Consider the following 12,151-nt stretch of genomic DNA (forward strand, 5'->3'; position numbering starts at 1 on the left):
CCCGTGCTCATTTGGTCTGCGGGGTCGATCCTCCACGGTGGTGGTCTCCGCTTCTGGCAGTATGCGACCTCATACCGAGCGCGTGTGTCCGCTTTGGAGATGTCGCAAAGGCGGGCTCGACGTCTGAGTTTAGGCGCAAAGTTGCCATTCGGTAGAAGATGAATGCGGTCAGCGAGTGGCTGGATCAGCTTCTTGAATCAATTTGGGCGAACCGCCTCGTAACCGATTGACAAATAACGATTATGTTAGTCGCGGAGGGTGTACGACTTTTCAAGAAAATCAATGGTTTAGCGGATGGTTAGCCAATCCATATCCTTCGTATGATCTCGTTTGGTGTGGCGAACCCATGGACGAAAAGAAGGAATGACATTGCGCTGCCTGGAGCGGCTCGCGAGTACGTTACAGTCAAGCCTCAATGTGCCGTTCGGTTTGGCTGCAGCCGGTCGTGGTTGATGATGCGGCGACAACCGTTTCCGCTGTCAATGTTGCCCACCCGATCCGGGCGGAAAAACTAATGAGCATTTTCCTGGAATTGCCCCCAGCGATACGGCTCGGCTCCGCGCTTTGAAGTAGGGAATTACCCCCTTTCAGATACGCGAGCTATGTTGGCCCGAAGCTCGACAATTCGCAGATCGTGGAGAGAGCTGCCACTCCACAGAGAGGCCGATCAGCTAATGTTTCAAAATCTGGCTGAGGAACAACTTCGTTCGATCATGGCACGGGCGGCCGAAAAACGCGTCGGGCGTGCCCTCCTCGACGATCTGCCCGGCGTCCATGAAAAGGACGCGGTCGGCCACCGCACGGGCAAAGCCCATCTCATGCGTCACGCACACCATGGTCATGCCATCGCGCGCCAGTCCCGTCATCGTATCCAGCACCTCCGAGACCATTTCCGGGTCGAGGGCTGAGGTCGGCTCGTCGAACGCATGACATCGGGTTTCATGCATAGGCTGCGCGCGATAGCCACGCGCTGCTGTTGACCGCCGGAGAGCTGGACGGGGAACTTGTTCGCCTGCTCGGGAATGCGAACCCGCTCCAGGAACTGGAGAGCTGTCTGGCGCGCCTCCGTGGCGGAGACGCCCTTGACCCACATCGGCCCTGCCATGCAGTTCATCAGCACCGTCATGTGCGGGAAAAGGTTGAAGTGCTGGAAGACCATGCCGACGTTGGAGCGTATGGCGGCGACGTCGCTCATCTTGCCATGCAGAGCAACGCCGTTGACGATGATGTCACCCTCCTGATGCGCATGATGAATGCCCCAGTGGCGGCTGGCAAACGAACAGATGCGTCCAGCGTAGCGCGACCGTTTTGCGCGGCGATATAGCAGTTGAGGAAGCGGACATCCTCAGTCGGGTCGCAGAATGCCTGACGGCGACTTCTCAGCCGACATTTGCGTCAGATATTCTCCGGCGTGACAATTTCAAAGGGAATGGACCGCTGAAGGGTGGCTAACGGGGCTTGTGGTCCAACGACATCAATCATTGTCTGCACGAGAAGGGCCGAGGTCGCTTCGAGCGGATGACAGAGAGCCGCAGTAATCAGGCCCTCCGATAATCCTTTTCGGGTTTCGGGGCCGATGTCGCGGCATACTACCTTGATACCGGACCGCCTCTCCGGAGGCACCTCCCTCAAGGCACGAAGTACACCGGTTATTCCGCCGCCGACGATCAGAATGCCGACGAGATCATCTGTCGATTCCAAAAGCTCTGTCACCATCCGATAGGCCTCATTCGCCTCCTCGTGGGTGGGACGGCTTTCCTCTACCGTGAGCCGTGGAGCGTGCTCGCGCAAATAGGAACGGAAGCTCGCGTCAGAGACGTCCTGGCATTGATATCGATGGTTTCCTATGAAGATGGCAATACGGCCCGGACCTTGAGTGGTTTGTGCAATCAGGAAGGCCGCGGTGCGCCCGAGCTTCCAATTGTCTGTGCCCACATAAGCTGCCCGTTCCGGTGCGGATTGGTCTGTGATGTAGGAAACGACGGGTTTGCCCATTTCCTTCAGCGAGCGAATGGCCTGGCCAATAATGGGATGGTCTGCGGCTACGACCGCGACAACGTCGCATGTGTCGCCGAGCGCGATGAGACGGCTCGAGATAGTCTCTGGAGTCAGCAGATCCACAAAATCAACTACGGGATCGATCACCTCGTCTCGACGCTCTCGGCAGGCGGCAATAATTTTCTTGCCGAACAGTTGGTAGAGGTCGCGGGTCGATTGCTGAAGCAGGAAGCCCAAGCGGTAATGCGGAGATATCTTGCGAGCCCGGTCATCAATGGCGCCAATACCGTAAAACCCTATTTCTTCCGCTGCGCTTTGTACACGTTGGACGGTCTTCGGGCGTACAGAGACGGTGCCATTCAGGATCCGGTTGACCGTCGCCACCGACACCCCTGCCGCGGCGGCGAGATCGTGAATTGTCGGCCGTCTCATAATGCTCTTCCCTCCGTATCATCGTGATTGATATCAAATGATACAAATGTCACTTTGATACTATTTTCGTCTTCTACAAATATCAAGCCTTCGATATGAATCGCTCCTAGTTGAGGGCTCGATATTTAATCAGCCCATTGGGCTAGGCCCCGCAAGCACACGACAGATCCGGGGAAGGAGGCGCTGTTACGATGGATGACCTTCAGTATGGAACGCGCGACAAGCGCGGGAACTGGACGCCGCACCGCCGTGCCGAGCCGGTGCCGATCTGGCATCGTCCGTTCAGTGCCAAGAAGGTGGTGGCGTGGATCCCTGAATTCATCTGGCCATGGAACACCTTCCATATTGCCACTGCACTTATCTGGGTAAATCTGCTTATCCCAAGCTGGAAGAGCCTCGCAAGCCTCTCGCTGTTAAACTATTTTTGGCTCTATGGCTTAAACGCGGCCGGCATTTTCCTGTTCTACGGTTTCTTTGAACTGCGCTACTACGCACAGCGAAAACAACAGAACCGCTTCAAGTATAATGGGAAATTTCCTTCAGACGCTCCGTCTGATGTGTTTTGGTTTCAGAGCCAGAACATTGACAATTTCGCCCGCTCGTTTTTCGTCACCATACCACTGTGGACCGTGGTCGAGATCGTGATGCTGTGGGTCTACGCAAACAGCTGGGCGGTTTGGCTGCCTTGGACTACGAATTGGCTTTACCTGTCGTTCCTGGTGATTATCGCGCCGGCCGTACATGAGGTCTATTTCTTCTTTCTTCACCGGGCGATCCATTGGCCGCCACTCTATAAATGGGTGCATTCGGTCCATCACAACTCGATCAATCCAAGCCCCTGGTCGTCGCTGTCGATGCACCCGGTCGAAGGCTTCCTCTATCATGCCGAAGCCTGGCTGCACCTGTTGATCCCTTCCAACCCGGTCTGCGCCTACTTCACGCTCCACGGAGCTGGATTTGGAGCCGTGAACGGACACCTCGGCTTCGAGACATTCGAAATCACCGACAAGGTTAACCTCGATAGCCATTCTTACGTGCACTACCTGCACCACAAGTATTTCGAGGTGAATTACGGCGGTGACGGGCTTGTTCCCCTCGATAAGCTGTTCGGCACTTGGCACGACGGCAGCAAGGAAGCCGATGAGGTCATGAAGGCGCGGTTCCGCAAAAAAAAGGAAAAGGTCCGGAGCCGGCAGGAAGGCCGCGGCGATCCGACGTCGGGAATGCCGGCGGAGTAACGAACCGACGCTGTTTCGACTGTGCCCCGTGAGGAGCGGGCCGGACAGGGCAGACTTTTGTTGAAACCCCACGGGGTAAATTGGGAGGAAGACATGAAGCTTTTCAAAACACTGGTGTCGACAGCAGTGCTGATCGGGTTCAGCACCGGCGTGACGCTCGCCGCGAACATCTTCGTTGTTGGCGGCAAGCCGGACGACCCGTTTTGGTCAATCGTCAAGCGCGGCGCCGAAGACGCCGGCAAGGTGGTCGAGGCGCAAGGCGGCAAGGTTACCTGGCTCGGGCCGCAGAATTACGACAATCTGGGTGTGGACGCCGCCGAGCTGATCCGCCAGGCCATCGATCAGAAGGCGGATGCCATTGTCGGCCCGGACTGGGTGCCGGAAGCCATGGACCCTGCGTTCAAGGCTGTAAGGGACGCCGGCATTCCGCTGCTCATCTATAATGCCGGCGGGCTGAAAGCGGCCGATCGTCTTGGCGCCATGAACTATGTCGGCTCGGACGATTACAAGGGCGGTGTCGCGGCTGGTGAATACCTCACCAAGGCCGGCAACAAGAAAGGCGTCTGCATCAACACGCTGCCAGGCGCCGCCAATATCGAAGCCTTCTGCGGCGGGTTCAAGGAAGGCATGAAGAACGGCGGCGGCGAAGCCGATGTGCTGCCGCTGCCTGCTACATCGTTCGGCTCGGCCACGGCGGTCGCGCAGGCGGTGAAAGCCTATCTGCTGCAGCACCAGGACGTGAACGCCGTCTTTACGATCGGCAACGTCGACGCCAATTCCGCCATGAACGGCCTTACCCAGGCAGGCAAGGTCGGGAAGGTGCAACTCTGCGGCATGAACTTTGACGAAACCATCCTGAACAACATCAAGGCTGGCAAGCAGGCCTGCGCGATCGACCAGCAGGGTTACCTGCAGGGATATTTGGCCGTCGCTCTCCTCAATGGCCACGTCAATTATGGCCTGTCGGTGCCTACCCGTGAGATCCTTACAGGACCGGGCATCATCGACAAGAATAATGTCGACGCCACCATCGCCGGCGTGAAAGCAGGGACGCGATAATCCTCCCGCCTGGGCCGCTCTCGCTTTTGCGGCGGGCGGTCCTTTTTCCCTCTTTGCGCGGCGACCTTATCTTGGCTGGTCGCGCGCTCGCGGATATCCTAATGGCACATCCCGTCGTATCCACATCAGCGCCGGCGGCGGACCAGCCCCAGTCCGGACTGGCCCTCGGCCGGCTGGCGCGTCGACCGGAGTCGGGCTCGTTCCTCGGCTTGGTCGCGGTTCTGCTTTTCTTCGGCGTCTTCGGCGGAAGTGGCTTCTTGTCAGCCGCCGGCACGGCCAGCTGGTTGAATATCGCGTCTGAAATCGGGATTATCGCCCTGCCCATAGGGTTGCTGATGATCGCCGGGGAACTGGATATCTCGGTCGGGGCCGTGATCCCTGCGGCCTCGTTGACCGCTGCCATTGTCTCCGGTCACTATGGCCTGCCCGATTGGCTTGGCATAACGGCCGCGCTTGGGCTCGGTCTCGCGGTTGGCTTCCTCAATGGGTTGTTCGTGACAAGAACGACCATCCCGTCCCTGATAATCACCATCGGCACTATGTTCGGCACCATGGGTCTAACGCTGGGCCTCACCGTCAAGATCGCCGGCAGCACCGGCGTCTCGCTTGTGCCCGGCCCGATTGTCAAGGAGATCTTCGGCGACTATCTCGGCGGCATGTTCCAGGTGACGATCCTGTGGTGGGTCGTGTTCGTGGTCGGCCTGTTCTGGCTGTTGCACATCTCGCCGATAGGCAACTGGATCTATGCGCTCGGCGGCGACAAGGAAAGCGCGCGCAACGCCGGCATTCCCACCAAGCGGCTGACCATCGGTCTGTTCATGCTCTCCGGCTTCAGCGCCGCTTTCGTCGGGGTCAGCGAGGTGATGGTCTACCAGAGCGCACAGGTCCTGGCTGGTCAGTCCTTTATCTTCAATTCCATCATGTGCGTGGTCATCGGAGGCGTTCTGCTCACGGGCGGCTTCGGCTCGATCGTCGGCATCGTGTTTGGCACGCTCACCTTCTCGATCGTGAACCAGGGCATCTACTTCACGAGCCTGGATCCCAATGTTGGAAGCGTCATCATTGGCGCGCTTCTTTTGATCGCGGTGCTGACCAACGACACCTTCCGACAAATGGCGCTCAGCTATTCCTCGAAGAAGGGTGGGCAGTCATGATGGATGCGATTAGATCCGTGCTGCGCCGCCCCGAAGCCGGCTCGATCCTAAGTCTCGTCGGCGTGGTGCTGTTCTTCGTTCTATTCGGCGGCGCCAACCTGGGCACGCTCGTTGGTGCAGCGAGTTGGGTCAATTTCGCGGCCAATCTCGGCATGGTCGCCATTCCCGTCGGGCTGCTGATGATCGCGGGCGAACTCGACATCTCCATCGGGGCACTGATCCCGGCAGGGTCGATGACCACCGCCATCCTCACCGGATATTACGGGCTGCCCATAGCGGTAGGGATAGGTGCGGCGTTGGCTATCGGCGTGGCGGTCGGCCTGGTCAACGGCCTGCTGACCATCCGCACCTCGGTGCCTTCCCTTATCATCACCCTGGCCACGCTGGTCGCCATGCAGGGTGTGGTGCTCAGCGCTTCGGTGCTTCTGACCGGCAACGCCAGCGTTGCCCTGATTGCGCCTGACTGGGCCAAGTTCCTGTTCGGCCAACTGATCGGCGGCAGCCATCAGGTCATCATCGTCTGGTGGTTCGCATTCGCCGCTATCGTGGGTTTCGTCCTGCACAAGACCCGCTATGGCAATTGGCTGTTTGCAATGGGCGGCGACAAGGTCAGCGCCCGCAACGCCGGCATTCCGACGAACCGCATGACCATCGCGCTGTTTGTGTTGTCCGCGGTCAGCGCCACGTTCGTCGGCATGTGTCAAGCGATCCTGTTCAATTCCGCCCAAGTCTCGGGCGGCATGAGCTTCATCTTCAATGCCATCGTGTCGGTGGTGGTCGGTGGCGTGTTGCTGACCGGCGGTTTTGGTTCGGTCGTTGGTATTTTCGTCGGCACCATCACCTTCGCCATCGTCAGCCAGGGAATCTACTTCACCCAGATCGACCGAAACTGGTCGAACCTGATCATCGGTGTGATGCTCCTTGCGGCCGTGCTGATGAACCAGTCGTTTCGTGACTTGGCCCTGTATTTCAGGCCACGGCGCAACCGAAGCTTGCCTCGGGAGCCAGCGAACCCATGAGAAATCAACCGCGCCAGCCAAGCCGGTCCGCACAGGAAGAGATGAGCACGCCATGAACGACAAACCTGCCATTCTCGAACTGAGGAACGTCAACAAGTCCTTCGGTCCAATCGATGTCCTGCACGATATTTCGCTGAGGGTGCGCGCGGGCGAAGTGCTTTGCCTGCTCGGCGATAACGGCGCCGGCAAGTCCACGCTGATCAAGACCTTGGCTGGGGTCCACAAGCCCACGAGCGGCGAGATACTGATGGATGGTCAGTCGGTGACCTTCGTTGGGCCGAGTGACGCGCAGGGACGGGGCATCGCCACGGTGCACCAATTCGGCGGCACGTTCCCGCTGATGAGCATCGGGCGGTCCTTCTTTGTTGGCGTTGAGCCGACCAAAGGTTGGGGACCGTTCAAGATCTACGACCGCAAGCGTGCCAATGAGATCGCGGTGAAAGCAGTGCGGGATTTCGGCATCACCCGCATTGACGACGGTGACCGCCTGGTCGGCGGCCTGTCGGGCGGTGAGCGGCAGTCGCTTGCCATTGCCCGCGCCGTGCATTTTGGAGCCCGTGTGCTGATCCTGGACGAGCCGACCGCGGCGCTCGGCGTCAAGCAGGCCTCGCACGTGCTGCGTATCGTCAACGAGGCCAAGAGGCGTGGCCTGGCGGTGGTGTTCATCACCCACCAGGTCATGCACGCCATGGCCGTCGGCGACCATTTCGCTGTGCTGATTCGTGGCGCTATCGCCGCTGATTTCCGCAAGGGCGAAAGGACCCGCGAGGAGATCACGGACCTGATGGCCGGCGGCGAAACCATGGCCGACCTCGAAGCCCAGGTCGATGGGTACATGGAAACCCATGCGGGGCATCCGCCGTCCCTCCCGGCGTTGGAGGCCCCGGCCGCTCACTAGACTTCCCTTGGGACGCTCCACACCGGCGCGTCTCCCATCGTACCGCTCGCGGCTATGCCGTGAATTCGAAAAAGCAAAAAGCAGGACAGAAATGACAATCCGCATTGCAGTGATCGGCGCCGGCTTGATGGGTGCAGATCATGCCAAGATAGTCGCAGAGGAGCTCCCAGGCGCAGCGCTCCAATTGGTCTGCGACATGGATGAGCAGCGCGCCCGTCGCGTCGCTGATGCGTGCGGAGCCTTCGACATTGCTGCCGACCCCAAGGGCGCCATCGCGCGGCAAGATGTGGACGCAGTGATCATTGCGAGTCCCGATTTCACGCATGCGCCGCTTTCGATGGCCTGTATTATCGCCGGCAAGCGGGTTTTGTGCGAAAAGCCTCTTTCACAAGCCTCTGCCGACTGTATCGCCGTGATGGAAGCCGAGCAGAAGGCGGGCACGAAATTCGTCCAGCTCGGCTTCATGCGGCGTTACGATCGTTCCTACCAGGAGATGAAGCGGGCGCTCGACGGTGACCATCTCGGCCGGGCGCTGATGATGCACAATTTCCACCGTAATGTTGAAACGCCCGCGGCCGATTTTACCGGCGCGATGGCGATCACCAATTCGGCTCCGCACGAATTCGACGTCGTGCGTTACGTGCTCGGGACGGAATACGCGGCTATTTCCGCATTCCAGCCGGGGCGGTCGGACGCGCGTGTCGCGCCTGTCGTCATGGTCTTGGAAACGATGGACGGCCAGCTCGTCAACATCGAGATCAACAACAATGCGGCCTATGGCTATGACGTCCGTGCCGAGTTGGTCGGCGAGCGCGGCACTGTTTCGACCAACAATGTCGCCTACACCCGGACGGACTCGGCCCTTACCCAAAGCACAAGCTATGACTCCGACTGGCGGAGCCGCTATTACGATGCCTATCGCCTGCAGAACCGCGACTTCCTTCGCTTTGTCTTGACCGGTGAGTTCCCCGCGAACGCTTCGGATTGCTGGGATGGTTATTGCGCCGCCATCGTTGCCGAGGCTGGCGTGATGGCGCTGAAGGAAGCCCGTCGCATGCCCGTCCGGATGATTGCAAAACCGGAGTTTTACGCGTGAATCTGGGTTTCGTTTCAGACAGTCTCGGTGGTCTGCCTTTCGACGCGGTGCTTGATCATGCCCAGCGCATGGGGGTGTCTGGCATCGAGGTGAACACTTGCGGCTGGTCGACCGCCCCTCATTTCCGGCTTTCGTCCATGCTGGGTAACAGGGAAGCGCAGAAGCGTTTCAATGGAGCCTTCGAGGAACGCGGGCTGGAGATCATCAGCCTCAACGCAAACGGCAATCCGCTGCATCCAACCGATCGCGCCCAAGGCGAAGGGCTGAGGGATACGATCCGCGTCGCCGGCGAGATGGGCGTTCGCACGGTCTGCACTATGAGCGGCCTGCCGGCCGGTAGCTCCGGCGACAGCATGCCCAACTGGGTTGTTTCCTCCTGGCCGCCGGAAACGCAGACCATTCTCAAATATCAGTGGGAACAAAAGCTGATCCCCTTCTGGACCGAGATGGCGGCGCTGGCGAAGGCAAACGGCGTCGATCGTATCGCGCTCGAGCTCCATGGCAATCAGTGCGTCTACAACGTGCCTTCGCTGCTGAAATTGCGAGAAGCGGTCGGACCAGTAGTGGGAGCCAATCTGGATCCCTCGCACCTGTTCTGGATGGGCGCTGACCCCCTGGCCGCCGCCGAAGTGCTTGGCGAGGCCGTGTACCATGTTCATGCCAAGGATACGATGCTCAACCCGCCCGTTCAGGCAACGACCTCGTTGCTTGAAAATGGCAGCCTGATGAACATTCCGGCCCGGTCCTGGAGTCACATCACGCTCGGGTTCGGCCATGGCGAAGAGTGGTGGCGCCAGTTCTGCTATCGACTGAAAATGGCCGGCTATGACGGCTGGCTTTCCATCGAGCATGAAGACGTACTTCTGAATTCGCTGGAAGGGCTCGAAAAGTCCGTCGCGCTGCTCCAGGACGTGATGCCGGCAGCACCGGCAGACTTCAAACCGCAAGCAATCTGAAGAGACACCCCAATGCCCTGGATCGACGCCTGTGCCGCTGATGAAATCGAAGCCGAGGAAGCCAAACGCTTCGACAATGGCGGCCGTACCTTCGCGATCTTCCGCAATGATGTGGATGAATACTACTGCACAGACGGACTTTGCACACACGAGGCGATCCACCTCGCCGACGGTCTCGTCATGGGCAATACGGTGGAGTGCCCCAAACACGCCTCCGCTTTCGACTTCACAACTGGCGAAGTGGAGACCCCACCCGCTTGCGAGAACCTCAAGACTTACAAGACGAAGGTCGAGAATGGTCGCGTCATGGTCGAGGTTTGAGCCATCATGACCCAAGCCTTCCAGCTTGCCGCCTGCGCCGAAATGCTTTGGCGCGACAAACCGATCGAATGGCGTGCCGCCCGCTTGAACGAGATGGGTTTTCAGGTGGGCCTTTGGAATTGGCCCGAGCATGATCTCACCAAATTGGAACGATCTGGCGCGACCTTTTCGATCATGAACGGCTATCTGCGCGGCCGTCTGACCGACGACCAGGGAGCGGCGGAATTGCTCAAGACGGCGCGCGAAACAGCCAAGGTGGGAAAGCGCCTCGGCGTCGCGCGGCTCAATCTCCACGGCACCGGCCTTGGCGAGGGCGGCTTGCCGGTCACGCCGGTGGAGGTCGTCACCGGCGCCATGTGGTTGAAGGCGCGCGACACGCTGTGCCGCGTCGTCGACGTGGCGGAAGGGGAGAACGTGGTCTTCACCCTTGAAAACCTCAACCTGCCAGTTGACCACCCCGGCGTTCCTTTCGGGCGGGCCGAGGACACGCTGGCGCTGGTCTCGTCGGTGAATCATCCGCGCCTGCGTCTCAACCTCGACCTCTATCACGCCCAGATCGGCGAAGGGAATCTGATCGAGCTCTGCAGGGCTTGCCTGCCCTGGATCGGAGAAATCCAGGTGGCCGATGTGCCTGGCCGCAAGGAGCCCGGCACGGGTGAAGTGAACTGGCGCGGCATCGCCAAGGCCCTCAAGGCGATGGGTTACTCAGGTCCTGTCGGCATGGAGGCCTTCGCATCTGGCGAGCCCGAAGCCGCGCTCGAAGCTTTCCGCAACGCATTCACGGTCTAGGTCCATGGTCACCAGGAATACCCGCCCTACCGTCGCCGACATCCGCGCCATGAAGGCCCGCGGCGAGAAGATCTCCATGCTTTACGTGACCACGCTGGAAGAAGCCGCCGCCGCGGACGCGGCCGGTATTCACATGCTGTCGATCGAGGGCCGGTTCTTTAGTCCCGAAATGCGAGAGGCGGCAGGCCGCTGCTTTGTCCAAGTCGGACTTCCGTACGGGGGTTGGGGGACTTTCCAGGGCCGGCCGCTCGCTACCGCCGAGGACTATCTGCGCGCTGCCTTTCACTTCGCGGCGATGGGTGGTGATTGCTTCTACTGCGCTGCGTCCTACGATATCCAGAAGACGCTGTGCGACAACCATGTACCGATCGTTGCGCATGTCGGTCTCATCCCCTCCTACATCACCTGGACAGGCTTCCGCGCTGTCGGCAAGACCGCAGAGGAGGCCACGAAGGTCTTGCGGCAGGTGAAGCAACTCGAGGCCATTGGTTGTTTCGGCGCCGAACTCGAGGTCGTCCCGGACCGCGTTGGCGCGTTCATCTCGAAGAACACCTCAATGATCATGCTCGGCATGGGAGCCGGTCCAGGGGCCGATGCTCAGTATCTCTTCGCCGAGGATGTGCTGGGTCATACGCAAGGCCACAAGCCACGCCACGCCAAGACCTATCGCAATTTCGCAGCCGAGTACGAGCGGCTGCAGGGCGAGCGGATCGCAGCCTTCAAGGAATTCATCGCCGACATCGATTCAGGAGCTTATCCGGCGCCGCAGCACAATGTTGCGATCACCGACGAGGAGTTCGCCCACTTCATGGATCAGGCCAAGGCCTGATCCATGAAGTGCCGCATGAAGCGCCAGGAGACATGACATGCGTATGGGCTTGGTGGGATACGGCACTCGCGGGCGTCAGGGAGCAAGCGGAACGACTGAAATTGCGCGGCGGCTGTCGTGAGTGCGGAACCATCGCCCGGCACAAGGGTTGTCTTCGACGTTTCGAAGAAAATAGCGGGAACGACGATGCGGAAGTTGATGATGCTTGCCGTGCTTTCCGGAGCGGTCGTCACTCAGCCACTCTATGGGCAAGCCATCGACCCGCCGGTTCCTCAGATGACACCCTTGGAGCCCCAGTCGGACCAGATACCGCTGCCCGAGCAAGGGGCGGCTGACCAGAGTTTCACCGATGTTGCCATTGT

Annotated in this window: 11 protein-coding genes and 1 pseudogene; 10 read left to right on the forward strand and 2 right to left on the reverse strand. The window is 59.7% G+C overall.

Annotated features, from left to right (window positions below):
* Positions 1-671: 671 nt before the first annotated feature.
* Both C7I87_RS26375 and C7I87_RS26380 read right to left on the reverse strand, forming a co-directional pair.
* Positions 672-1,246: pseudogene (locus tag C7I87_RS26375) on the reverse strand (amino acid ABC transporter ATP-binding protein); the annotation flags it as partial.
* A 149-nt stretch (positions 1,247-1,395) separates the two neighbouring features.
* The gene (locus tag C7I87_RS26380) at positions 1,396-2,430 is read right to left on the reverse strand and encodes a LacI family DNA-binding transcriptional regulator (protein ID WP_149906976.1); all 1,035 of its coding nucleotides are present in this window, start codon (positions 2,428-2,430) and stop codon (positions 1,396-1,398) included.
* A 191-nt stretch (positions 2,431-2,621) separates the two neighbouring features.
* Between C7I87_RS26380 and C7I87_RS26385 the strand changes: the two genes are divergently transcribed.
* The 10 genes from C7I87_RS26385 (at position 2,622) to C7I87_RS26430 (ending at position 11,789) form a co-directional block, all read left to right on the forward strand.
* Complete coding sequence (locus tag C7I87_RS26385) at positions 2,622-3,668, forward strand: sterol desaturase family protein (protein WP_149906977.1); 1,047 nt, start codon at positions 2,622-2,624, stop codon at positions 3,666-3,668.
* A 93-nt stretch (positions 3,669-3,761) separates the two neighbouring features.
* Positions 3,762-4,727 carry a sugar ABC transporter substrate-binding protein gene (locus C7I87_RS26390; protein ID WP_188394004.1) on the forward strand — a complete coding sequence of 322 codons (966 nt, stop codon included), beginning with the start codon at positions 3,762-3,764 and terminating at the stop codon, positions 4,725-4,727.
* 101 nt (positions 4,728-4,828) lie between these two features.
* Entirely contained in the window at positions 4,829-5,881 is a 1,053-nt protein-coding gene (locus C7I87_RS26395; protein WP_149906978.1) for an ABC transporter permease, read from the forward strand.
* On the forward strand, positions 5,881-6,900 hold the full coding sequence (locus C7I87_RS26400; RefSeq protein ID WP_149907091.1) for an ABC transporter permease: 1,020 nt from the start codon (positions 5,881-5,883) through the stop codon (positions 6,898-6,900). Before C7I87_RS26395 ends, C7I87_RS26400 begins: the two co-directional genes overlap by 1 nt.
* Positions 6,901-6,952: 52 nt before the next feature.
* Complete coding sequence (locus C7I87_RS26405; protein WP_149906979.1) at positions 6,953-7,798, forward strand: ATP-binding cassette domain-containing protein; 846 nt, start codon at positions 6,953-6,955, stop codon at positions 7,796-7,798.
* Between the two features lie 91 nt (positions 7,799-7,889).
* Complete coding sequence (locus C7I87_RS26410; protein WP_149907092.1) at positions 7,890-8,894, forward strand: Gfo/Idh/MocA family oxidoreductase; 1,005 nt, start codon at positions 7,890-7,892, stop codon at positions 8,892-8,894.
* Positions 8,891-9,850, forward strand: coding sequence for a sugar phosphate isomerase/epimerase family protein (locus C7I87_RS26415; RefSeq protein WP_149907093.1), 960 nt, complete (start codon positions 8,891-8,893; stop codon positions 9,848-9,850). The genes C7I87_RS26410 and C7I87_RS26415 overlap by 4 nt, the downstream gene beginning before the upstream one ends.
* Positions 9,851-9,862: 12 nt before the next feature.
* Complete coding sequence (locus C7I87_RS26420) at positions 9,863-10,171, forward strand: MocE family 2Fe-2S type ferredoxin (protein ID WP_149906980.1); 309 nt, start codon at positions 9,863-9,865, stop codon at positions 10,169-10,171.
* A 6-nt stretch (positions 10,172-10,177) separates the two neighbouring features.
* On the forward strand, positions 10,178-10,960 hold the full coding sequence (locus tag C7I87_RS26425; protein ID WP_149906981.1) for a TIM barrel protein: 783 nt from the start codon (positions 10,178-10,180) through the stop codon (positions 10,958-10,960).
* 4 nt (positions 10,961-10,964) lie between these two features.
* Positions 10,965-11,789, forward strand: a complete 825-nt coding sequence (locus C7I87_RS26430) for a 3-methyl-2-oxobutanoate hydroxymethyltransferase (protein WP_149906982.1) — start codon at positions 10,965-10,967, stop codon at positions 11,787-11,789.
* The last annotated feature ends 362 nt before the right edge of the window (positions 11,790-12,151 follow it).

Source organism: Mesorhizobium sp. SARCC-RB16n, from assembly GCF_008520305.1.
GTDB lineage: Bacteria > Pseudomonadota > Alphaproteobacteria > Rhizobiales > Rhizobiaceae > Mesorhizobium.